This is a genomic window from Geodermatophilus sp. SYSU D00815 (assembly GCF_054050035.1).
In genome coordinates, this window is sequence record NZ_JBJGYO010000015.1 from 1 (window position 1) to 21,823 (window position 21,823).

Genomic DNA, 21,823 nt, shown 5'->3' on the forward strand with positions numbered 1-21,823 from the left:
TCTCACCGACTCGATCGGGTAAGGCCCCCGCCCAGACCAGCGGGTTGATAGGCCGGAAGTGGAAGCACCGCAAGGTGTGCAGCTGACCGGTACTAACAGGCCGAGGACTTGCCACACACCCCGCCCATCGACCGGGGCCGGCAAACCCAGACGAAAGCGATGTGCGCGTCCACTGTGCGGTTCTGAACCAACAACCGACTTCCCGGTTGACAGGTTCACAGCGTTACGGCGGCCATGGCGAGAGGGAAACGCCCGGTTCCATTCCGAACCCGGAAGCTAAGCCTCTCAGCGCCGATGGTACTGCCCCGGAGACGGGGTGGGAGAGTAGGACGCCGCCGGACACAACCACCCGACACGGGGCCCCAGCCAACCGGCTGCGGGCCCCGTCTCGCATGCCCACCCACCGGCGGCGACTCGTCCCGATCAGCGGCGGGGTTCCTTCGTCGTCGCTCCGACGTTGTCGGCGAGCCACGCGTTGAGCACTCCGAACTCGCGCCATGCGCTGCGCACCTCGTCCAGAGCGCGCCGGGTGTGCAGCCAGTCGGCCGGCTCCCAGTGGCGGGACGCGTGCAGCGACTTGTGCTTGAGGAGATCCACCCGCGGGTGGTCCGCCGCGTAGCCGGACGGCACCCGGGTGAGCCGGTCGCCCCCGATCTCGAAGCCGGCCCCGCCGAGCCGTTCGACCTCGGCCCGCAGCCGGCCGCCCTGCACGTCGTCGGCCACGCCCCGCCGGTACCGGTCGACCTGGTCGGACTCCAGCCGCCACGCTCCGCCGGCCACGTACAGCCCGTCCGCTGAGATCTGCACGTACCAGGAGCCCGCGCCGCGTCCCTCAGGCGTGACGACCGCGCCCTGGTGCGTCTTGTACGGCGTCTTGTCGTTGCTGAAACGGACGTCCCGGTACGGGCGGAACACCTTGGCGGCCCCGAACTCGGCGGCGAGCTCCTCGACGAGGGCCAGCAGCGGCTTGCGGACGAACGCGTCGTAGTCGCCCTTGTGCCGGGTCCAGTACGTCTTGCTGTTGTCGGCCTCGAGGCCCTCGTAGAAGACGAGGCCCTCGTCGGGGAACCCCTCGAACGTCACCTGGTCTCCTCTCCGTCGTCGGGTGCGGCGAGCGCCGCGTGCCAGCGGACCTCCCGCAGCGGCGCGCCGCCGGTGTCGAGCGTGCGCGCCCAGCCGTGCTCGGCCCAGCCGGCGGACTCCAGGAAGCGGGCCGACACCCTGTCCGCCTCCGGCAGCCACGCCTGCAGTCGGGCGGCGCCGGTCGCGCGGGCCACGTCGGCGACGGCGGCCAGCAGCCGGCTGCCGTGCCCGCGCCGCCCCCACCGGGGCTCGACGAGCAGGGTCGCGATCTCCGTCGTGGGGCCGGCGGGATCCGGTGCCTCGCCCGGACCGAGCTCGGCCGGCCCGAACGCCGCGAAGCCGACGACCTGGTCGCGCTCCACCGCGACCAGCACCCCGTGCCCCGGCGTCGGGGGGGCGGTGATCGCCGCCCGCCAGGCGGACGCCGCGGCGGCGTCGTCCCACCCGTCCAGGACGGCGGCGGGCAGCACTTCGCGGTACGCCGTCCGCCACGTGACGACCTGCACCCGGGCGACCGCCTCGGCGTCCTGCGCGCGTGCGGGGCGCACCGAGGCCTCGGCCGTCCCCGTGAACCTGGGGAACGAGGGAGCGGGGTCCACCGGGGCAGCCTAGGACGGCGGCCCGACGAGAACGTGTCGTACCCGAGCGGCAGGATCGTGGGGGTGAGCACCCGACCGGAGCGGCTGCCGGCCGCCCTCGCCCGGCGCATCGCCCTGGCCGCCCAGGGCTTCGCCGAGCCGCGGCCCGCCGGCGTCGTGGACACCCGGCAGCTGCGCCGGTTGACCTCGCGGCTGGCCGTCGTCCAGATCGACTCGGTCAACGTCCTCTCCCGCTCGCACTACCTGCCGGCCTTCAGCCGGCTCGGCCCCTACCCGCGGGAGTCGCTCGACGCCCTGGCCGGTCGGCGCCGGCACCTCTTCGAGTACTGGGCGCACGAGGCGTCCTTCCTGCCGGTGCGGCTCCAGCCGTACCTGCGCTGGCGCATGGCCGCCGCCGAGGAGCACGCCTGGGGGTCGATGGTCCGCATCCAGCAGGAGCGCCCCGGTTACGTCGCCGAGATCCTCGACCGGGTGCGCGAGGGTGGCCCGCTCAAGGCGAGCGACCTGCTCGAGCCCCGGCCCGACCGCCCCGGCACCATGTGGAACTGGCACGCGGGCAAGGTCGCCCTCGAGTGGCTGTTCTACGCCGGTGCGCTGACCGCCCGGCACCGCACCGCCGGCTTCGAGCGGGTCTACGACCTCACCGAGCGGGTGATCCCGGCCGAGGTGCTCGCCGTCCCCACCCCCCGGCCGGCCGATGCCGTGCGCGAGCTGGTCCGCACCGCGGGTCGCGCCCTCGGCGTGGCCACCGAACGCGACCTGCGCGACTACTTCCGGCTCAAGCCCGCGCCGGCGCGGCAGGCGATCGCCGAGCTGGAGGAGGCCGGCGAGCTGCAGCCGGTCGAGGTCGACGGCTGGGGAGCACCCGCCTGGCTCGACCCCGGTGCCAGGCGGCCGCGGTGGATCCGGGCCCGCGCCCTGCTCAGCCCCTTCGACTCGCTGGTCTGGGAGCGGCCCCGCGTCGAGCGCATCTTCGGGTTCCGCTACCGCATCGAGATCTACACCCCGGCCGAGAAGCGGGTGCACGGGTACTACGTGCTGCCGTTCCTGCTCGGGGACCGGCTGGTCGGCCGGGTCGACCTCAAGGCCGATCGCAAGGCCGGCGTGCTGCGGGTGCAGGGCGCCTACGCGGAGGACGGCGTGGACCGCTCCCTCGTCGCCACCGAGCTGGCCGGCGAGCTCGCGCTCATGGCCGGCTGGATGGGGCTGGGAGAGGTCGCCGTCACCGACCGGGGAGACCTGGCGCGCGACCTGCAGACGGTGCTGGGGCCGGCGGCCGAGGTCGGCTGAGCCCGGCCCAGCACCCGCGTCAGGCAGGCACCGCCTTGAGCACGCGCTGGTCGCCGGAGACGGTGCGCACCGCGAGCGTGAGCTGCGCCGGACCGTCGCCACCGGCCGCGTCGTCGTCGAGGTGCGAGGCCACCCGGCCGGAGACGCTGGAGAGGTCCAGCCACACCCGCAGGCCGGGGACGACGCCGACGGTGACGTCCCCCGACACGGTCTTCACGCCCACGGTGCCGCCGGTGGCCCGGTCGATGCCGACGTCCCCCGACGCCGTGGTCACCGACACGTCGCCGGCCAGGGTGCCCACCTCCACGTCGCCGGAGGCCGTCCTCACCTCCAGGCCGCCGCCGACAGAGCCGATCCGCAGGTCGCCGGAGGCGGCGCCGATCGTGGCGCGGCCGGAGACCGAACCGATGCGCGCGTCACCGCTGGCGGTGCGCAGCTGCAGGTCGGCGCACGACTCCACGGCCGACTCGCCGCTGGCGCCGGTCAGCTCCACGCGCCCCAGCTCGCCGCGCAGGTCGACGTCGGCCGAGGCGACCGCGACGCGGGTGGCGGTACCGGTCGGGACGGTGACGCGGACGGCGAAGGACGGCGTCCGCAGCGACCGGCGCTCCGGCGCGTGGATCCGCAGCCGCGAGCCGACGAGGAAGAGGTCGACCCGGCCGGCCAGGTCCTCGGCGGCGTCGTCGAGCGGCTGGACCTCCACGACGTACTCGGCGCAGTCCTCGACCGCCTCGACCGTGACCGTGCCCGCCGCGTTGCGGACCTCCACCGCGGCGGGGCCGGTACCGACGGGGAAGCGGTGCGTCCGTGGGTCCACGGCGTCCTCCAGGGGAGAGGGGTGGGTCATGGTCAGCTGCGGGCGAAGCCCGAGTAGCGGCGGGGGCCGCGCCCCGACGGGGGAGCGGGATGCGGCTCGCGGAGGGCGCCGGACACGGCGCGCACGAGCCACGCGTTCAGGGACACGCCGGAGGCGGCCGCGGCGGCCTCCGCGCGGGCCTTGAGCGGCTCGGGCAGGCGCAGGCTGATGCGGGCGACCGCGCCGTCGTCGTCCGCCTCGTCGGCCTCGGGAGCGGGCGGCTCGGCCGGCTCGTGGTGCACCGGCGGGACCACGACCACCTCCGGATCGCCGCCGCGCACCCGGATGTCGACCAGCGCCCCCTCCAGCGCCGCGGTCACCTCGGCCGCCATGTCCGACAGCGCGTCGAGAACGGTCAGCCGGACGGCCGGCTCCATCGTGCCGGCGAGCAGCCGGGCCGTCTCGCGGGCCTGCTCGCCGCCCGCGGCGGCCGCCGTGGTGAGCGCGGTGCGCAGGGCGTCGACGTAGTGGCTGAGATCCATGGACGCCATGGTGGCGTCAGTCCTCCCGCAGGACGGTGTCGGGCCCGGCGGCGTGGCGGCGCCACGGCGCCAGCAGCCGGGCGACGTCGCGGTCGCGGTCGCGTGCGCGACGCCGGTGGTGCGGCCGGCCGAGCTGCGAGCGGAGCTCCTCGGTGTACGTCCAGTTCTCCATGGCGTCAGCATGGCACCACCATGACGCCATGACAACACCACGTTGCTGTCGCGGTGGAGTCACGGGTGGCCGGAGCCGGTGCGCCGTAGGCTCGGCGCCGTGCCTCCCGTCGTGCGGCTGCAGGTCCGAGTGATCGCCCAGACGCGGTTCGAGCCGCCGGCCGACGTGCCGTGGGAGACCGACGCCGAGGGCGGGCAGGCGCTGGCCGAGTTCGCGGGGCGCGCCTGCTACCAGTCGTGGGACAAGCCGAACCCGGCGACCGCCACGAACGAGACCTACCTGCGGCACATCCTCGAGGTCGGCCACCTCTCGGTGCTCGAGCACGGCACGGTGAGCCTGTACCTGACGGGCGTCTCCCGGTCGCTGACCCACGAGCTGATCCGGCACCGGAACTTCTCCTACAGCCAGCTCTCGCAGCGGTACGTGCCCGAGGGGGACGCCGGCTTCGTCGAACCGGCCGTCATCGCCGACGACCCGGAACTGCACGAGAAGTTCCTCGCCGCCACCGACGCCGCGCTGACCGCCTACCGCGAGCTGCTCGAGGGGCTGGAGAAGCGGTTCGCCGACGTCCCCAACGGGACGTTGCGCCGCAAGCAGGCCCGTCAGGCCGCCCGGTCCGTGCTGCCCAACGCCACCGAGACCCGGATCGTCGTGACCGGCAACTACCGTGCCTGGCGGCACTTCGTGGCGATGCGGGCCAGCGAGCACGCCGACGTCGAGATCCGCGAGCTGGCCGTCGCCTGCCTGCGGGAGCTGCAGGGCGTCGCGCCCCACGTCTTCCGCGACTTCCGCATCAGCCGGCTGGCCGACGGCACGGAGGTGGCCGCGAGCCCCTACGTGGCCGAGGCCTGATCCGCGCCTAGAGTCGACGCCCGTGGCGGACCGGACGATCGACACCCAGTACGAGGACCTGCTGCGCCGGGTCCTGGAGACCGGCACCCCGAAGTCGGACCGCACCGGCACCGGCACGACCAGCCTGTTCGGCGAGCGGCTGCGCTACGACCTCGCGCAGGGCTTCCCGCTGGTGACGACGAAGAAGGTGCACTTCAAGTCGGTCGCCTACGAGCTGCTGTGGTTCCTCCGCGGCGAGGGCAACGTGACGTGGCTGCAGCAGCACGGGGTCTCGATCTGGGACGAGTGGGCCGACGCCGACGGCGGCCTGGGCCCGGTCTACGGCGTCCAGTGGCGGTCCTGGCCCACACCCGACGGGCGGGCGATCGACCAGATCTCGGCCGTGCTGGAGACCCTCCGCACCGACCCGGACTCGCGGCGCATGGTCGTCTCGGCGTGGAACGTGGGGGCGCTCGACGAGATGGCGCTGGCGCCGTGCCACGCGCTGTTCCAGTTCTACGTCGCCGACGGCCGGCTCTCCTGCCAGCTCTACCAGCGCAGCGCCGACCTCTTCCTCGGCGTCCCGTTCAACATCGCCAGCTACGCCCTGCTCACCCACATGGTCGCCCAGCAGGTCGGCCTGGCGCCGGGGGACTTCGTCTGGGTGGGCGGCGACTGCCACATCTACGCCAACCACGTCGACCAGGTGCGCGAGCAGCTCTCCCGCGAGGTCCGGCCGTTCCCGCGGCTGACGATCGACCCGGCGCCGTCGCTGTTCGAGCACGACTACGCCGACTTCCACGTGCACGACTACGACCCGCACCCCGCCATCCGGGCCGCGGTCGCGGTCTGAGCCCGCGGGGCGCAGGGGTGCCGACCGCGGTCCGGCTGGTCTGGGCCCAGGGCTCCGGGGGCGTCATCGGGGCCGACGGCGCCCTGCCCTGGCACCTGCCCGAGGACCTCAAGCTCTTCCGCGCGCTCACCGTCGGCTCGACGGTCGTGATGGGCCGCCGGACCTGGGAATCGCTGCCGCCCCGGTTCCGGCCGCTGCCCGGCCGGCGCAACGTCGTCCTCAGCACGACGCTCGACGCCGCGGCCGGGGCCGAGGTGGCGACGTCGGTCGCGGACGTCCTCGCCGGGCACGACGAGCTGTGGGTGATCGGCGGCGGCGCGGTGTACGAGGCCTTCCTGCCGCACGCCACCGAGGCGGTCGTCACCGAGGTGGCGGGCCGCTTCGACGGCGACACCTGGGCGCCACGGCTGGACGAGGGCTGGGCACCCGCGCTGCGGGTGCCGGCCGACGGCCGCCTGGCGTCGGCGTCGGGGCTGGAGTTCTCCGTCTCCTGGTGGCGCCGGGCCGGCGCCGGCGCCCCCTCCGGTCCGGTGCCCGCCGCGCTGCGCGGGTGGTTCGGCGAGGTCACCGCGGGCCCGCTGCCGGCTCGGTAGATTCCTCCCATGAGCACCGACCCCGCGCGGCCCTTCGGGCGCGTGCTGACCGCGATGGTCACCCCGCTGGCCGACGACGGGACGATCGACCTGGCCGGCGCGCAGGAGCTCGCCGCCCACCTCGTCGACCGCGGCGCCCACGACGGCCTGGTCGTCGCCGGGACGACGGGGGAGTCCCCGACCGTCACCGACGCCGAGCAGCGCGCGGTGCTGGAGGCGGTGCTCGACGCCGTCGGCGACCGCGCCGTCGTCGTCGCCGGGGTCGGCACCTACGACACCGCGCACACCATCGAGAAGGCCCGCGACGCCGAGCGGCTCGGCGCCCACGGCCTGCTGGTCGTCACCCCGTACTACAGCAAGCCCCCGCAGGCCGGGCTGCTCCGGCACTTCACCGCGGTGGCCGACTCCACCGACCTGCCGGTCATGCTCTACGACATCCCGCCCCGGTCGGTGGTGCCGATCGAGGTCGAGACCCTGGTCCGGCTGGCCGAGCACCCGCGGATCGTGGCGGTCAAGGACGCCAAGGGCGACCTGGGGGCGATCTCCTGGACCCTGGCCCGCACCGACCTCGCCTACTACAGCGGCGAGGACATGCTGAACTTCCCGCTGCTGGCCGTCGGCGCGGTCGGCATGGTGAGCGTCGTCGGCCACGTGGTGGGCCCCCGGCTGGCCGAGCTGGTCGCCGCGGTGGAGTCGGGCGACCTGGTCAAGGCCCGGGCGGTGCACGAGAGCCTGCTGCCCGTCTACGCCGGCATCATGGGCACCGGCCAGGGCGTCATGATGGTCAAGGCGGCGCTGCGCGAGCTCGGCCTGCCGGCCGGGCCGGTGCGGCCGCCGCTGGTCGACGCCAGCGCCGAGCAGGTGGCGCAGCTGCGCGCCGACCTGACCGCCGGAGGTCTGACCCTGTGAGCGACCCGGTCACCCAGCCGCACCTCGACCTGCAGGCGCCGCCGCCGCTGCCCGAGGGGGGCCTGCGGGTCATGGCCCTCGGCGGGCTCGGCGAGATCGGCCGCAACATGGCCGTCGTCGAGTTCGACGGGAAGCTGCTGGTCATCGACTGCGGCGTGCTCTTCCCCGAGGCCGAGCAGCCCGGAGTCGACCTGATCCTGCCCGACTTCGGCGTCATCGAGCACCGCCTCGGCGACATCGTCGCCGTCGTCCTCACCCACGGCCACGAGGACCACATCGGGGCGGTGCCCTACCTGCTCCGCCTGCGCGGCGACATCCCGCTGGTGGGCTCCCGGTTCACCCTCGCGCTGGTGAGCGCGAAGCTGCGCGAGCACCGGATCGACCCGGTCCTGGTCGAGGTGGCGGCCGGCGACGACCACGTGGCCGGGCCGTTCCACTGCGAGTTCATCGACGTCAACCACTCGATCCCCGACGCGCTCGCCGTCGCGGTGCAGACGCCGGCCGGCACGCTGGTGCACACCGGCGACTTCAAGATGGACCAGCTGCCGCTCGACGGCGTCCTCACCGACCTGGGCGCGTTCGCCCGGCTCGGCCTGCAGGGCATCGACCTGCTGCTGGCCGACTCCACCAACGCCGAGGTGCCCGGCTTCGTCACCTCCGAGCGGGCGATCGGGCCGGTGCTCGAGGACGTCTTCCGGCGGGCCACCCAGCGGCTGATCGTCTCCAGCTTCGCCAGCCACGTGCACCGCATCCAGCAGGTCCTCGACGCCGCGGAGACCCACGGCCGCAAGGTCGCCTTCGTCGGCCGGTCGATGGTCCGCAACATGGGCGTCGCCCGTGACCTCGGCCTGCTGCGGGTGGCGCCCGGGCTCATGGTCTCCCTCGACGAGGCGACGTCGATGCCGCCCGAGCAGGTGGTGCTGATCAGCACCGGGTCGCAGGGCGAGCCGTTGTCGGCCCTGGGGCGGATGGCCCGCGGCGAGCACCACCAGGTCACCATCGAGGCCGGCGATACCATCGTGCTCGCCTCGTCGCTGGTGCCGGGCAACGAGACCGCCGTCTACAAGGTCATCAACGGGCTGGCGCGGCTCGGGGCCACCGTCGTGCACAAGGAGACGGCGATGGTGCACGTGTCGGGGCACGCCCCGGCCGGCGAGCTGCGCACCCTGCTCAACGTGGCCAAGCCCCGCTACCTCATGCCCGTGCACGGCGAGTGGCGGCACCTGCGCGCCCACGCGGCGCTGGCCGAGCAGACCGGGATGAGCACCGACCGGGTGCTGCTCGCCGAGAACGGCGTGGTCGTGGACCTCGTCGACGGCAAGGCCACGATCACCGGGCACGTGCCCGTGGGCGACGTCTACGTCGACGGGCTCAACGTCGGCGACGTGGGGGAGGAGTCGCTGCAGGCCCGGCGCATCCTCGGCGACGAGGGGTTCGTGGCGCTCACCGTCGTCATCGAGCCGTCCACGCGGACCATCGTGCGCCCGGTCCACCTGTCCACCCGCGGCTTCTCCGACGACCCGTCGGCGTTCGACGAGGTGCTGGGGCTGGTGGAGGACAACCTCAAGCGCGCGCTGGAGGACGACGAGGTCGACCCGCACCGGCTGTCGCAGGTCATCCGCCGGACGGTCGGCAAGTGGGTGTCCGACACCCACCGCCGGCGCCCGATGATCATCCCGACCGTCCTGGAGGTCTGAGCCAGGACCCGCTGCCCCCGCAGCGGGGCCGTCAGCGCACGACGTCGATCGGTGCGATGCCCTCCTCCGCGGGGAGGGCGAAGCCCCAGACCTGCGCGTAGAACGACAGCTCGCCGTCCAGCGCGGTGCGGATGTTCTCCGCCCGCCGGAAGCCGTGCTGCTCGCCGGGGAAGAGCACGTAGGCGTGCGGCACGCCCCTGCCGCGCAGCGCCGCCACGATCGCCTCGGCCTGGTCGGGTGGCACGATCTCGTCCTCGTCGCCCTGGAAGACGGCGAGCGGGGTGCCGAGCCGGTCCACGTGCGCGATCGGCGACCGCTCGGCGTAGACCTCGGCGCCGGCCGGGTAGGGCGCCACCAGCCCGTCGAGGTAGCGCGACTCGAACTTGTGCGTCTCCGCGGCCAGCGCCGCGAGGTCGGCGACCCCGTAGTGGCTGGCGCCCGCGGTGAACACGCCGGGGCGCAGGGTCAGCGCCGCGAGCGTCGTGTAGCCGCCGGCCGAGCCGCCGCGGATGGCCATCCGGGCCGGGTCGACCCGGCCGGCCTCGGCCAGCCAGCGGGCGCAGGCGACGACGTCGTCGAGGTCGACCACGCCCCAGCGGCCTTTCAGCGCCTCGCGGTAGCGGCGGCCGTAGCCGGTGGAGCCGCGGTAGTCGACGTCGGCCACGCAGAACCCGCGCGAGGTCCAGTACTGCACGCCGAGGTCGAGCACGGACGACGCCGCCGCGGTCGGCCCGCCGTGCACGACCACCAGCAGCGGGGGCAGCGCGCCCGCCGGCGCGCCGACCTCGGGGTTGGTGGGCGGGTAGACCAGCGCGTGCGCGTGGCCGATGCCGGTGCCGCGGTCCTCGGTCGGGAAGGTCACGTGCTCGGGCCGCGAGAACCAGGCCCGGTCCAGGCCCAGGTCGCGGGCCGGCCGCAGCACCTCGGTCGCGCCCGTGTCGACGCCCACCCGCAGCACCACCGGCTCCGAGACGGGGCCGCCCGCCACGCAGACGACGTCGGTCCCGGCGGCGGTGAGCGAGCCGAAGGCGGCGTACGGCAGGTCGAGCTCGCGCAGCCCGCCGTCCGGGTCGAGCACGCCGAGCCGGTCGGCGCCGTCGCGCGCGAACGCGAGCACGACCCGGCCGTCACCGAGCAGGGCGAAGCGGCGCTGGCCGAACACCCACTGCGGGCCGGCGACGTCGCTGCCCACGTCGAGCACCAGTTCCACCCGACCGTCGGGGCGCCGGCGGTGCAGCGACCAGACGTCGGTGGCGTCGCACAGGAACCACAGCGTGCCGTCCGGGCCCCACGTCGGCTGCACCACCGACTCGCCGGCGCCGCCGGCCACCACGGTCTCGGCGCCGTCGGGCGCCCGGACCACCAGCTGCGCGGCGTCCCACGGCATGTCCGGGTGGTCCCACTGCAGCCACGAGAGCGTCGCGCCGTCCGGCCCGAGCGCGGGGTCGGAGACGAAGTCGGGCCCGCTCACCAGCACCGTCCGGGCGCCGTCGGGCGCGATCCGCACGACCTCGTTGACGACGTCGGCCGTCGACCCGCCGGCGGGATGGGTCTCCCGGACGGCGAGCACGTCCCCGCCGGGCACCGGGCGCAGGTCGGCGAACCGGACGGACGCCGGGCGCGGCGGCTGCGGGGTGACGGCGACCGGCTCGGCGTCCCCGGGCGCGAGGCGGTGCAGCCGCTGGTCGCGGAACTCGGTGAACCAGAGCGTGCCGCCGGCCACCGCCCACGCCCCGCCGCCGTACTCGTGCACGCGGGTGCGGGCGTTCCAGGGGGCGGGCAGCACGTCGACGCCGTCGCGCACCACGGCGGTCCGGCCGCCCTCGCCGGGACGCCCCTCCGCCCACCAGACGCTGCCGCCGTCGACCGCGACCCCGGCGGGCCGGGCGGCGGACCGGACTACGAGCTCGGAGGTGACGGGCGTCGGCCAGCTGCCGTACGGGAGAGCCACGGCCTCACGGTAGGTGGGCGGGACGCGGCACCCGGCGCGGGGGACGCCCGGGACGCGCGCCGGGGGAGGTGGCGGACACGACCGCTCGCCTGCCCGGTCGGGGCTCGGCGCGCCATTACCGTCTGACGCATGCCTGCCCGCAGCACGTCGACCCGCCGGCCGGCGTCGTCCACCCGGGGCCGCTCCGGGTCGACGGCGTCCCGCAAGCGGGCGCCCGCCAAGCGGACCTCCGCCGGCACCCGCAGGCCCGCCGCCAAGCAGCAGCCCACCGGCGGGCTGCTCCGCCTGGTGGGCAGCAGCTGGACGCTGCTGGCCCGTGGTGTCGGCGGCGTGGCCCGCTCGATCGCCCGGCCGGAGGAGCGCGAGCCGCTCGCGGCCGAGCACCGCCGCGACGGCGTCGGCCTGGCGGTCCTCGGCCTGGCGGTCGTGCTCGGCGCAGCGGTGTGGACCAACGGCATCGGACCGGTCGGCGCGGCGATCGCGGCGGGGTCGCGCTGGCTCGTCGGCTCGGTCGTCGTCGTCCTGCCGGTGTTCTTCTTCCTCGTGTCCCTGCGGCTACTGCGCCACCCGGCGAACCCCGAGGCCCGCGGCCGGCTGCTGATCGGCTGGATCTGCCTCGTCGCGGCCGTTCTGGGCACCGCCTCGGTGGTCGGCGGCGGCGCCGAGGACGGCCCGGCGCAGGGCCGCCCGGGCGCCGGCGGGCTCATCGGCTGGGCCGTCGGCACGCCGCTGTCGGCCGGCGTCGGCGAGGTCGTCAGCGTGGTGCTGCTCGTGCTGCTCGCCTTCTTCGGCCTGCTCGTGGTCACCGCGACGCCGGTGCACCAGATCCCCGAGCGGCTGCGCGAGCTCGGCGACCGCATGCTCGGCCGCGGCGACTACGCCGACGAGGACGACTACGCCGGCGAGGACGTCGACGAGGTCGAGGAGGAGAAGCCCCGGCGACGGGGCCGGAAGGTCGCCGCGGTCGAGGACGACCTGCCCACCGGGCCGATCGACCACGGCGCCTTCGAGGAGGCCGCGGAGGCGGTCAGCGTCACCCCGCCCCCGCCGCCGATGCCCGTGGCGCGCCCCCAGGTGGTCGACCGCACGGCTCCCCCCGAGGAGCTCGAGCCGATCACCGAGCCGGAGCAGCTGTCCATCCAGCCGGTCGAGGGCGACTACACGCTGCCGGCGCTGTCGACCCTGCGCCCCGGCACGCCGCCGCGGGCCCGGTCCAAGGCCAACGACGTCGCCATCGAGGCGATCACCGGCGTGCTCGAGCAGTTCAACGTCGACGCCGCCGTCACCGGCTTCACCCGCGGCCCGACGGTCACCCGCTACGAGGTCGAGCTCGGCCCGGCGGTCAAGGTCGAGAAGATCACCGCGCTGACCAAGAACATCGCCTACGCGGTGGCCAACGACAACATCCGCATCCTCGCGCCCATCCCGGGCAAGTCGGCGGTGGGCATCGAGGTGCCCAACTCCGACCGCGAGACGGTCAGCCTCGGCGACGTGCTGCGCTCGGGTGCGGCCAAGCAGGACCCGCACCCGATGCTCGTCGGCCTCGGCAAGGACATCGAGGGCGGCTTCGTCACCGCCAACCTGGCGAAGATGCCGCACCTGCTCGTCGCCGGCGCCACCGGGTCGGGCAAGTCCAGCTGCGTCAACTCGGTGCTGGTCTCGCTGCTGCTGCGGGCCACGCCCGACCAGCTGCGGATGATCCTGGTCGACCCGAAGATGGTCGAGCTCACGCCGTACGACGGCATCCCGCACCTGATCACGCCGATCATCACCGACGCCAAGAAGGCCGCCACCGCGCTGGCCTGGCTGGTCGAGGAGATGGAGCAGCGCTACCAGGACATGCGGGCCACCGGTGTGCGGCACATCGACGACTTCAACCGCAAGGTCGACAAGGGCGAGATCACCGCCCCGCCGGGCAGCGAGCGCGTCTACCGGCCCTACCCGTACATCCTCGCGATCGTCGACGAGCTCGCCGACCTCATGATGGTCGCCCCGCGCGATGTCGAGGACTCCATCGTGCGGATCACGCAGAAGGCGCGTGCGGCCGGCATCCACCTGCTGCTGGCCACGCAGCGGCCCTCGGTCGACGTCGTCACCGGCCTGATCAAGGCCAACGTGCCGTCCCGGCTGGCGTTCTCCACCTCGAGCGTCACCGACAGCCGGGTCATCCTCGACCAGCCGGGCGCGGAGAAGCTCATCGGCATGGGTGACGCGCTGTTCCTGCCCATCGGGGCGGGCAAGCCGCAGCGCGTGCAGGGCGCCTACGTCTCCGACGCCGAGATCGAGGCGGTCGTCGAGTTCACCAAGCGGCAGGCCGAGCCCGAGTACCGCGAGGAGGTCTTCACCGCCGCGGCGGGCGAGGCCAAGGAGATCGACGAGGACATCGGCGGCGACCTCGACCTGCTGCTGCAGGCCGTGGAGCTCATCGTCACCAGCCAGTTCGGCTCCACCTCGATGCTGCAGCGCAAGCTGCGCGTCGGGTTCGCCAAGGCCGGCCGGCTGATGGACCTCATGGAGAGCCGCGGCATCGTCGGCCCGTCCGAGGGGTCCAAGGCCCGCGACGTGCTGATCAAGCCCGACGAGCTCGAGGCCACGCTGTTCACGCTCCGCGGCGGTGCCTGACCCGGCGAGCCGGGGCGAGGTGGCGCGCGGCGCTTACGATGGATCGGTGACACCGCAGCCCCGCCATGCCCGCACCGTGGCGGTGGTCACCCTCGGGTGCGCCCGCAACGAGGTCGACTCCGAGGAGCTCGCCGGCCGGCTCGCCGCCGACGGCTACGAGCTGGTGGACGACGCCGGCACCGCCGACGCCGTCTTGGTCAACACCTGCGGCTTCATCGACAGCGCCAAGAAGGACTCCGTCGACGCCCTGCTCTCCGCCGGCGACGGCGGCGCGCGGGTGGTCGCCGTGGGCTGCATGGCCGAGCGCTACGGCAGCGAGCTCGCCGGCGCCCTGCCGGAGGCCACCGTGCTCGGCTTCGACGACTACGGGCAGATCGGCGACCGCCTCGACGACGTCCTCGCCGGGCGGCCGCTGGTGCCGCACACCCCGCGCGACCGGCGCACCCTGCTGCCGATCAGCCCGGTGGAGCGGACCCGCGCGGCCGAGGTCGCCGCGATCCCCGGGCACGACTGGCTGCGCCGCCGGCGGCTGGCCGGCGGCCCCTCCGCCGCGCTGAAGCTGGCGTCGGGCTGCGACCGCCGGTGCGCCTTCTGCGCCATCCCCACCTTCCGCGGCGCCTTCGTCTCGCGGCCGCCGGCCGAGGTGCTCGGCGAGGCCCGGTGGCTGGCCGGCCAGGGCGTGACCGAGCTGGTGCTGGTCAGCGAGAACTCCACCTCCTACGGCAAGGACCTGGGCGACCTGCGCCTCCTGGAGGAGCTGCTGCCGCGGCTGGCCGACGTCGACGGCATCGCCCGGGTGCGGGTCGCCTACCTGCAGCCGGCGGAGCTCCGGCCGGGGCTGCTCGAGGTGATCGCCGGCACCGACGGGGTCGCCCCGTACTTCGACCTGTCGTTCCAGCACTCCTCGGCGTCCCTGCTGCGCCGCATGCGGCGCTTCGGCGGCACCGACGACTTCCTCGCGCTCGTCGAGCGCGCCCGCTCCCTCGCGCCCACGGCCGGCTTCCGCACCAACGTCATCCTCGGCTTCCCCGGGGAGACCGAGGACGACGTCGCCGAGCTGGAGCGCTTCCTCACCGAGGGCCGCCTCGACGCGGTCGGTGTCTTCGGCTACTCCGACGAGGAGGGCACCGAGGCGGTGCGCCTGCCCGGCAAGCTCGACCAGGCGGAGATCGACGACCGGGTCCGGCGGATCACCGACCTGGTCGAGGAGCTGACCGCGCAGCGCGCCGAGGAGCGCATCGGGGAGCGGGTCGACGTCCTGCTGCTCGAGGACCTCGGGGGCGGGGAGTGGGTCGGGTCGGCCGCCCACCAGGACCCCGACAGCGACGGCACGACGACGGTCACCGGGGTGCCCGCCGGCGCGGGGCCCGGAGAGGTCGTCGCCGCCGAGGTGACCGGCAGCGACGGCGTCGACCTCGCCGCGGCCGCTCTCGTCCCGGCCCGCTCCGCGGCCGTACGGTGACCGGCATGAGCGCCGTCGCCCCGGACCCCGCGGCCACCCCGCCGCAAACGGCACGGCTGGTCAACCTGCCGAACGCGCTCACCGTCCTGCGGCTGGCCGTCGTCCCGGTGTTCGCCGTCCTGCTGCTGTCCGACCACGGCGACTCCACCGCCGGGCGCTACTGGGCCACGCTGTTCTTCGCGCTGGCGATCATCACCGACCGCTACGACGGGCTGATCGCCCGGCGCCGCGGCCAGGTGACCGAGTTCGGCAAGCTGGCCGACCCGATCGCCGACAAGGCGCTCACCGGCACCGCGCTCATCGGGCTCTCCGTCCTCGCCCTCCTGCCCTGGTGGGTGACCCTGGTCATCCTCGTCCGCGAGGTGGGCGTCACGCTCCTGCGGTTCTGGGTGATCCGGCACGGGGTCATCGCCGCAAGCCGCGGCGGCAAGGCCAAGACCGTTCTGCAGGCCCTGGCGATCGGGCTGTACATCCTGCCGCTGACCGGCGTGCTCGCCAGCGCCCGCTGGTGGGTGATGGGCATCGCGCTCCTGCTCACCGTGGTCACCGGGCTCGACTACGTGTACCGGGCGCTGACCCTGCGCCGCACCAGCGCCCGCGCCCTGGCGGCCGCCGCCGAACGCCGCGCGGCGAAGGGGACCTCCGGCCCGGTGACCGACAGCGCCGCGTGAAGGGGCCGGCCGCGTGACCGAGCCGGCCGCCCGGCTGCACCGGGCCCTGCTCGCGCGGGGTGACACGGTCGCCGCCGCGGAGTCGCTCACCGCGGGGTTGTTCTGCGCCACGCTGGCCACCGTCCCCGGCGCCAGCGCCACCCTGCGCGGCGGCGCGGTCGTCTACGCGACCGACCTCAAGGCCGCCCTCGCCGACGTCCCCGAGGACCTGCTGGCGGCGCACGGGCCGGTCAGCCCGGAGACCGCAGCCGCGCTCGCCGAGGGCATCCGCGCGCGGTGCGGGTCCACCTGGGGCGTCGGCCTGACCGGCGTGGCGGGGCCGGACCCCGTCGACGGGCACGGCCCCGGGCGGGTCTACCTCGGCCTCGCCGACGGCCACCGCACGGACGTCGTCGCGCTCGACCTGCCCGGCGACCGGCAGGCGGTGCGCGAGGCGGCGGTCGCCGCCGCGCTCGACGGGCTGCTGGCGCGGCTCGGGAACGACGCGCCTGACCACGGCGTTACGCCGTGAGCGGACGCGGCCCGGTCGGGTGGGATCCCGGGGGTGGCGCCGCGTACCGTGAGCGCACGGCGCCTCCCCGGGGCGCCGCCGCTTCCCACAGGCAGGACAGGAGACGGCCATGACGCTGCTGCGCACCCAGCTCGGGAACACCCTGCGGGGCCACCGGCTGCGCCAGCGCCGCACGCTGCGCGACGTCTCCGGCAAGGCCCGGGTGAGCCTGGGCTACCTCTCCGAGGTCGAGCGGGGGCAGAAGGAGGCCTCCTCGGAGCTGCTCGCCTCGATCTGCGACGCCCTCGACGTCGAGCTCGCCGACCTGCTCGTCGAGGTCAGCACCTCGCTGCGCCACGACTCCGGCACCGCCACGGTCCGCCCGCTCGCGCCCTCCGCCGAGCCCGCGGCGGAGACCGCCGCCCCGGCCGCGACGGCGCAGCCCGCCCCGGTCCCCGCCGCCGAGCCGGCGCTGGCGCTCGTCGGCGCGGGCCAGCCGAGCCGGGCCGCGGCCCGCCGCGGGGCGGTCTCGCTCGCCGCCTGACGCGGCCGTTGCCCGCTCGCGCCCCCGGCGGAGCCCGCACCCGGGCCGAGCAGGCCCTGCAGCGCACGCGGCGGGGCCTGCTCGACGGTGCCGCCCGGGCGTTCGCGGCCGCCGGGCCCCGGCGCACCAGCATGCAGGCCATCGCGGCCGCGGCGGGCGTCGCCAAGGCGACGCTCTACAACCACTTCCGCACCAAGGACGAGGTGGCCCGCGCCCTGCTCGCGGCCGAGCTGGACCGGGTCACCGCGCTGGCCGCCGGCCTGCCGCTCGCCGACGCGCTGGCCGCGCTGTCCGACGAGGCCGCCGGCCACCCGGTGCTGAGGCGGCTGGCCGAGAACGAGCCCGACGTGCTGGCCGCCGTCCTCGGCGCCGACCCGGAGCGCTGGGCCGGCGTCACCGGCCGGCTGGCCGCCGCGCTCGGGGTGGACGACGAGGCCGCCGAGCTGGCCGCCCGGTGGCTGCTGGGGGTCGTCCTGCAGCCCGGCCGGTCGGGGCTGCGGCACCGCGCCGCCGCCCGCCTCGCCGCGGCCCTCGGCCCGTCCGCGGCCACGATCAGCTGAGCTGGTCGTGAGGGTTCCTCCCTCGCGGTGCGGCGTGGGGGAGGACCTCCCGGGATCAGGTCGGCTGATCCGAGCCGATGGTCAGCGGGCCGCCTTCGCCGCGTCGAGCTCGGCGCGGGTGGGCGGGTCGGCCCCCACCCGCGTGCAGTTCAGCGCCGCGACCAGCAGGGCGTCGTCGAGGATCGCGGTCAGCCGGTCGTCGTCGAGGGCGTCCAGCGCGCCGCGGGTGGTCACCCCGGCGGTCAGCAGCTCGCTCAGCAGCCCGGCCGCCAGCGAGTCCCCGGCGCCCACGGTGTCGGCGACCGCCACGGCGGGCGGCGTGCGGTGCCGCACCGGCCGGCCCGGGCGGGCCACCCGCAGCGGCGCGCCGCCGTCGGTGAGCAGCACCAGCCCCGGCCCCCGATGCGCCCAGCGGACGGCGGCCTCGTCGAGGTCGGTGGTGCCCGGCTCCAGCCACGCCAGGTCCTCGGCGCTGACCTTCACCACGTCGGCGCGGGCCACGAGCCGGTCCAGCCTCTGCCGCACCGCCGCGGCGCCGTTGCCCAGGCTCGCCCCCACCGGCCCGTCGGCCAGCATCGGGCGGATGTTGGGGTCGACGCTCACCAGCGTGGCGCCGTCGTCGTCCAGCCGCTCCACCAGCCGCGCGATCGCGTCGCTGCCCGGCGGCGTCCAGCTGGAGATCGAGCCCACGTGCACGATGCCCGGCGGGTCGCCGTACACGGCGGCGAGCTCGGCGTCGGTCCACTGCCAGTCGGCCGCGCCCAGCACGTGGAAGCCGTAGTCGGGGGAGCCGTCCGGGCCCAGGCCGACGACGGCGAGGCTCACCGGCTCGACGGCCGCGACCAGGCCGTCGAGCGCCACGCCCGACAGCTCGGCGTGCCGGCGCAGCGCCGGGGCGAGCGGGCCGGTGCCCAGCCGCGCGAGCAGCCGCACCGGCGCGCCCAGGCGGCCGGCGGCGACGGCGACGTTGAGCGCGTTCCCGCCGGGGCGGGCGACGTAGCGCGGCGCCGTCCCCTCCGGGCCGGCGTCCCCCGACGGGTCGGGGATCAGGTCGACGACGAACTCGCCGAGCACGCTCAGCACCGGGTTCCCTGCAGGCACCCTGCGACCCTAGCCGCGGGAACCCTGCGGCGAGCCGAGCAGTTGCCCGCGGTAGCGCAACACCTGCGACGATGTTGCGGACGACAGATGCTCGCGGTCCGGCCGGACCTCGCGCCGGACAGGAGGAACGAATGCCCAACCCGTTCGTGAAGTTCTGGAAGTACCTCACGGCCTCGGCGAACGCCAAGATCGACGAGAAGGCCGACCCCAAGATCCAGATCGCCCAGGCGATCGAGCAGGAGCAGCAGCGGCACCAGGCGCTGGCCAACCAGGCCGCCGCCGTCCTGGGCAACCAGCGGCAGCTGGAGATGCGGCTCAACCGCCAGCTGGGGGAGGTGGAGAAGCTGCAGGCCTCCGCCCGCCAGGCGCTGGTCCTCGCCGACCAGACCCGCGCCAAGGGCGACGCCGCCAAGGCCGCCGAGTACGAGAACGCCGCGCAGGCGTTCGCCACGCAGCTGGTGGCCGCCGAGCAGGCGATGGAGGACCTCAAGCGCAGCCACGACGAGGCGCTGCAGGCCGCCGAGCAGGCGCGCGGCGCGGTCGAGCAGAGCCGCATGCGGCTGCAGACGACGCTGGCCGAGCGCACCAAGCTGATGAGCCAGCTCGAGCAGGCGAAGATGCAGGAGCACGTCGCCGACTCGCTGCGGCAGGTCAACGAGCTCTCCGCGCCGGGCAACACCCCGAGCCTGCAGGAGGTCCGAGACAAGATCGAGGCCCGCTACGCCAACGCCCTCGGGCAGGCCGAGCTGGCGCAGACCTCGGTCGAGGGCCGCATGCTGGAGGTGCAGAAGGCCACCCTCGACGTCGCCGGCGCGTCGCGGCTGGACCAGATCCGCGCCTCCATGGGCGGCGGTCCCGCCGCGGTCGAGAGCGGTGCGGCCGCGCCGGCGATCGAGCAGGGCACGACGCCCGTCGAGCAGCCGGCCGACGCGCCGGTGGCCGAGCCGGCGCAGCGCCAGGAACCGACCGCCTGAGCCGGCCCGGGTGTCCGGCCCCGCCTACCCGCCCGACGTCCACTCCGGGGACGGCGGGGAGGTCAGCGCCGTCCTGCGGCGGGCCGGCACCCCGCCGGAGCTGACGCACGGCTCCGGTGGCGGGGCCTCCTACCTCGCCACCGGGGCCGGCACGCGCGGCGCGTTCGGGCTCTACCGGTGGGACATGGGGCCGCGCCCGAGCGGCCCCGCGCCGCACTTCCACCGCAGCATCACCGAGTCCTTCTACGTGCTCTCCGGAACCGTGCGGCTGCACGACGGCCGGGGCTGGGTCGACGCCGGCGCCGGCGACTTCCTCTTCGTGCCCGAGGGCGGCGTGCACGGCTTCCGCAACGAGTCGGGCGAGCCGGCGTCGATGCTGCTGCTGTTCACCCCCGGCGCGCCGCGGGAGGACTACTTCGAGACGCTCGCCGACGAGGTCCGCCGCGACGCGATGACCGCCGACGACTGGACGGAGTTCTACCTCCGCCACGACACCTTCTGGGTCGACGGCGGCTAGCGCACCGTCAGCGGCGGCGGCCGGCCCGGCTCGCCGGTGCGGGCCCGCGGGTCGACGGGGGAGCGGGCCGCCTGGCAGCGGGGGCACCACCAGGTGACCCGCTCCTGGGTGTCCGGGCCCTGCTCGCCGAGCAGGATGGGCGTGCGGCAGCGGCGGCACGGCCGGCCCTTGCGACCGGCGACCCAGTGGTCCTCGCCGCGGCGGAGGATGCCGGTGGTGCTCTGCTCGGGGTGCTCGCGGTTGGCGAGCATCAGCGTGCGGGCCCGCTCCACCAGCTCCCGCAGGTTGCCCACGTCGGCGACCCGGGCCCACGGGTGGACGCCGCACAGGAACAGCGACTCGACCTTGTAGAGGTTGCCGATCCCGGCGAGGTTGCGCTGGTCCAGCAGGGCGACGCCGATCTGCTCGTCGGGGTGGGCGCGCAGCCGGCGCAGCGCCTCGTCCAGGTCCCAGTCCGGCCCCAGCACGTCGGGGCCCAGGTGGCCCACCAGCTGGTCCTCGTCGGCGGTGGGCACGAGCGCCATGTCGTGCAGCCGGTAGCCGACGGCCTCCCAGTCGTCGGTCGCCAGCACCGCCCGGATGTCGTACGCCGGACCGCCGCGCCACTTCGCCCCCGGCCGGTAGAGGTGCCAGCTGCCGTCCATGCGGAAGTGGGTGCGCAGGGTGCGGTGGTCGTCGAGGCGGATGAGCAGGTGCTTGCCGCGCGGCACCACCTCGCGCACGCCGACCCCGGCGAGGTCGACGGCGGCCAGCTGCGGCACCCGGAACTCCCCGCGGCGCAGCGTGGCGCCGGCCAGCGCCTGCTGCATGCGCTTGGCCGCCAGCCAGACGGTGTCTCCCTCGGGCACGGCGCCCAGTCTCCCCGTCCTCCGTCGTCCCTGCTCCCGGGCCGTGTGAGACCGCCGACAGCGGGGATGACGGGAACCCGCCGGCGCGCTGGTGTGCGACGTGGACGGAGCGACGCGACTGCGCACCCTGCTGGGCGGTGGGACGGCGGCGGAGCCCGCGGCCGAGCCGGTGACGGTGACCGTGGCCCGGGTCGTCCGCCCCGAGCACCGCGCCGAGTTCGAGCGCTGGGCGGAGGACGTCCTCGCCCTGGCCGCCCGCTTCCCCGGCAACCTCGGCACCTCGCTGCTCCACCCCGGCCCGGGCAGCCGGGAGTACCACCTGGTCTACCGCTTCGCCGACGGCGAGTCGCTGGCCGGCTGGGAGCGCTCGCCCGAGCGCCGCGCGGCCCTCGAGCGCCTCGACGCCATGGTCGACGAGGTGCGCTACGCCCGCGTCGCCGGCCTGGAGAGCTTCTTCACCCGGCCCGCGACGCCCGGTCCGCGCTGGCGGTCGACGCTGCTCACCATCGTCGCCGTCTTCGCGATCACCTCGCCGCTGCAGCTGTTCGTCTTCCCCCACCTGACGAGCTGGCCGCTCGAGGCCCGGCTGCTGCTGTCGGCGGTCGTGGTGGTGGTGCTGCTGGGCTACGTGGTCATGCCGCTGCTGACCCGGGTGTTCCGCCGCTGGCTGCACCCGCGTCGCGACTGACCCGACGGCGCACGCCGGCGCCGTCCGTCC

23 protein-coding genes and 2 rRNA genes are annotated in these 21,823 nt (G+C 75.3%); 17 read left to right on the plus strand and 8 right to left on the minus strand.

Features of this window, described 5'->3' with window-relative positions; translation table 11 throughout:
- Nucleotides 1–116 (plus strand): 23S ribosomal RNA (locus tag ACI78S_RS16340); the annotation flags it as partial.
- Nucleotides 117–224: 108 nt separating this feature from the next.
- Nucleotides 225–341: ribosomal RNA gene (rrf, locus tag ACI78S_RS16345) — 5S ribosomal RNA — on the plus strand.
- An 82-nt stretch (nt 342–423) separates the two neighbouring features.
- Here the strand turns inward: rrf and ACI78S_RS16350 are convergent.
- Both ACI78S_RS16350 and ACI78S_RS16355 read right to left on the minus strand, forming a co-directional pair.
- Entirely contained in the window at nt 424–1,083 is a 660-nt protein-coding gene (locus tag ACI78S_RS16350; protein WP_456975168.1) for a DUF2461 domain-containing protein, read from the minus strand.
- Nucleotides 1,080–1,682, minus strand: coding sequence for an N-acetyltransferase family protein (locus ACI78S_RS16355; RefSeq protein ID WP_456975170.1), 603 nt, complete (start codon nt 1,680–1,682; stop codon nt 1,080–1,082). Before ACI78S_RS16355 ends, ACI78S_RS16350 begins: the two co-directional genes overlap by 4 nt.
- 63 nt (nt 1,683–1,745) lie before the next feature.
- Between ACI78S_RS16355 and ACI78S_RS16360 the strand changes: the two genes are divergently transcribed.
- Nucleotides 1,746–2,972 (plus strand): winged helix-turn-helix domain-containing protein, encoded by a 1,227-nt coding sequence (locus ACI78S_RS16360; RefSeq protein ID WP_456975172.1) that lies wholly within the window; start codon nt 1,746–1,748, stop codon nt 2,970–2,972.
- Between the two features lie 19 nt (nt 2,973–2,991).
- Here the strand turns inward: ACI78S_RS16360 and ACI78S_RS16365 are convergent, their stop codons facing one another.
- Genes ACI78S_RS16365 through ACI78S_RS16375 form a run of 3 tightly spaced genes read right to left on the minus strand, consistent with a single transcriptional unit; the run spans nt 2,992 to nt 4,482 of the window.
- A complete protein-coding gene (locus ACI78S_RS16365; protein WP_456975174.1) occupies nt 2,992–3,789 on the minus strand; it encodes a DUF4097 family beta strand repeat-containing protein in 798 nt (265 codons plus the stop codon).
- A 32-nt stretch (nt 3,790–3,821) separates the two neighbouring features.
- Nucleotides 3,822–4,310 carry a toxin-antitoxin system HicB family antitoxin gene (locus tag ACI78S_RS16370; protein WP_456975176.1) on the minus strand — a complete coding sequence of 163 codons (489 nt, stop codon included), beginning with the start codon at nt 4,308–4,310 and terminating at the stop codon, nt 3,822–3,824.
- Between the two features lie 16 nt (nt 4,311–4,326).
- Nucleotides 4,327–4,482 (minus strand): hypothetical protein, encoded by a 156-nt coding sequence (locus ACI78S_RS16375; RefSeq protein WP_456975178.1) that lies wholly within the window; start codon nt 4,480–4,482, stop codon nt 4,327–4,329.
- Nucleotides 4,483–4,581: 99 nt separating this feature from the next.
- On the opposite strand from ACI78S_RS16375, the gene thyX reads away from it, so the two are divergent.
- From thyX to ACI78S_RS16400, 5 genes are read left to right on the plus strand one after another with little or no spacing between them, the layout of a single operon-like run.
- Nucleotides 4,582–5,334, plus strand: coding sequence for an FAD-dependent thymidylate synthase (thyX, locus tag ACI78S_RS16380; protein ID WP_456975180.1), 753 nt, complete (start codon nt 4,582–4,584; stop codon nt 5,332–5,334).
- Between the two features lie 22 nt (nt 5,335–5,356).
- Complete coding sequence (locus ACI78S_RS16385) at nt 5,357–6,166, plus strand: thymidylate synthase (protein WP_456975182.1); 810 nt, start codon at nt 5,357–5,359, stop codon at nt 6,164–6,166.
- Between the two features lie 17 nt (nt 6,167–6,183).
- Nucleotides 6,184–6,759: a dihydrofolate reductase gene (locus tag ACI78S_RS16390; protein WP_456975184.1), complete on the plus strand. Its 576-nt coding sequence runs from the start codon at nt 6,184–6,186 to the stop codon at nt 6,757–6,759.
- 9 nt (nt 6,760–6,768) lie between these two features.
- A complete protein-coding gene (dapA, locus tag ACI78S_RS16395) occupies nt 6,769–7,668 on the plus strand; it encodes a 4-hydroxy-tetrahydrodipicolinate synthase (RefSeq protein WP_456975186.1) in 900 nt (299 codons plus the stop codon).
- Entirely contained in the window at nt 7,665–9,365 is a 1,701-nt protein-coding gene (locus tag ACI78S_RS16400; protein ID WP_456975188.1) for a ribonuclease J, read from the plus strand. Before dapA ends, ACI78S_RS16400 begins: the two co-directional genes overlap by 4 nt.
- 31 nt (nt 9,366–9,396) lie before the next feature.
- On the opposite strand, the gene ACI78S_RS16405 is transcribed toward ACI78S_RS16400, so the two are convergent.
- The gene (locus ACI78S_RS16405; protein WP_456975190.1) at nt 9,397–11,316 is read right to left on the minus strand and encodes a prolyl oligopeptidase family serine peptidase; all 1,920 of its coding nucleotides are present in this window, start codon (nt 11,314–11,316) and stop codon (nt 9,397–9,399) included.
- Between the two features lie 129 nt (nt 11,317–11,445).
- On the opposite strand from ACI78S_RS16405, the gene ACI78S_RS16410 reads away from it, so the two are divergent.
- The 6 genes from ACI78S_RS16410 to ACI78S_RS16435 all read left to right on the plus strand — a co-directional run bounded on the left by ACI78S_RS16410 (nt 11,446) and on the right by ACI78S_RS16435 (nt 17,665).
- Nucleotides 11,446–13,938, plus strand: a complete 2,493-nt coding sequence (locus ACI78S_RS16410; protein ID WP_456975192.1) for a DNA translocase FtsK — start codon at nt 11,446–11,448, stop codon at nt 13,936–13,938.
- 46 nt (nt 13,939–13,984) lie between these two features.
- The gene (locus tag ACI78S_RS16415; protein WP_456975194.1) at nt 13,985–15,400 is read left to right on the plus strand and encodes a MiaB/RimO family radical SAM methylthiotransferase; all 1,416 of its coding nucleotides are present in this window, start codon (nt 13,985–13,987) and stop codon (nt 15,398–15,400) included.
- Nucleotides 15,401–15,405: 5 nt separating this feature from the next.
- Nucleotides 15,406–16,071 (plus strand): CDP-diacylglycerol--glycerol-3-phosphate 3-phosphatidyltransferase, encoded by a 666-nt coding sequence (gene pgsA, locus ACI78S_RS16420; protein ID WP_456975196.1) that lies wholly within the window; start codon nt 15,406–15,408, stop codon nt 16,069–16,071.
- A 13-nt stretch (nt 16,072–16,084) separates the two neighbouring features.
- The gene (locus ACI78S_RS16425; protein WP_456975198.1) at nt 16,085–16,582 is read left to right on the plus strand and encodes a CinA family protein; all 498 of its coding nucleotides are present in this window, start codon (nt 16,085–16,087) and stop codon (nt 16,580–16,582) included.
- A gap of 109 nt (nt 16,583–16,691) precedes the next feature.
- The gene (locus ACI78S_RS16430; RefSeq protein ID WP_456975200.1) at nt 16,692–17,105 is read left to right on the plus strand and encodes a helix-turn-helix domain-containing protein; all 414 of its coding nucleotides are present in this window, start codon (nt 16,692–16,694) and stop codon (nt 17,103–17,105) included.
- 8 nt (nt 17,106–17,113) lie between these two features.
- The gene (locus ACI78S_RS16435) at nt 17,114–17,665 is read left to right on the plus strand and encodes a TetR family transcriptional regulator (RefSeq protein ID WP_456975202.1); all 552 of its coding nucleotides are present in this window, start codon (nt 17,114–17,116) and stop codon (nt 17,663–17,665) included.
- A gap of 81 nt (nt 17,666–17,746) precedes the next feature.
- Here ACI78S_RS16435 and ACI78S_RS16440 read toward each other — a convergent pair whose 3' ends face one another.
- Complete coding sequence (locus ACI78S_RS16440) at nt 17,747–18,766, minus strand: carbohydrate kinase family protein (protein WP_456975204.1); 1,020 nt, start codon at nt 18,764–18,766, stop codon at nt 17,747–17,749.
- A 131-nt stretch (nt 18,767–18,897) separates the two neighbouring features.
- Here ACI78S_RS16440 and ACI78S_RS16445 point away from each other — a divergent pair, with 131 nt between their 5' ends.
- Together ACI78S_RS16445 and ACI78S_RS16450 are read left to right on the plus strand one after the other, a co-directional pair.
- A complete protein-coding gene (locus tag ACI78S_RS16445) occupies nt 18,898–19,740 on the plus strand; it encodes a PspA/IM30 family protein (protein WP_456975206.1) in 843 nt (280 codons plus the stop codon).
- Nucleotides 19,741–19,750: 10 nt separating this feature from the next.
- Nucleotides 19,751–20,257, plus strand: coding sequence for a cupin domain-containing protein (locus ACI78S_RS16450; protein ID WP_456975208.1), 507 nt, complete (start codon nt 19,751–19,753; stop codon nt 20,255–20,257).
- On the opposite strand, the gene ACI78S_RS16455 is transcribed toward ACI78S_RS16450, so the two are convergent.
- The gene (locus ACI78S_RS16455) at nt 20,254–21,105 is read right to left on the minus strand and encodes a DNA-formamidopyrimidine glycosylase family protein (RefSeq protein WP_456975210.1); all 852 of its coding nucleotides are present in this window, start codon (nt 21,103–21,105) and stop codon (nt 20,254–20,256) included. The genes ACI78S_RS16450 and ACI78S_RS16455 overlap by 4 nt on opposite strands.
- 100 nt (nt 21,106–21,205) lie before the next feature.
- Here ACI78S_RS16455 and ACI78S_RS16460 point away from each other — a divergent pair, with 100 nt between their 5' ends.
- Nucleotides 21,206–21,793, plus strand: a complete 588-nt coding sequence (locus tag ACI78S_RS16460) for an antibiotic biosynthesis monooxygenase (protein WP_456975212.1) — start codon at nt 21,206–21,208, stop codon at nt 21,791–21,793.
- Nucleotides 21,794–21,823: the final 30 nt, after the last annotated feature.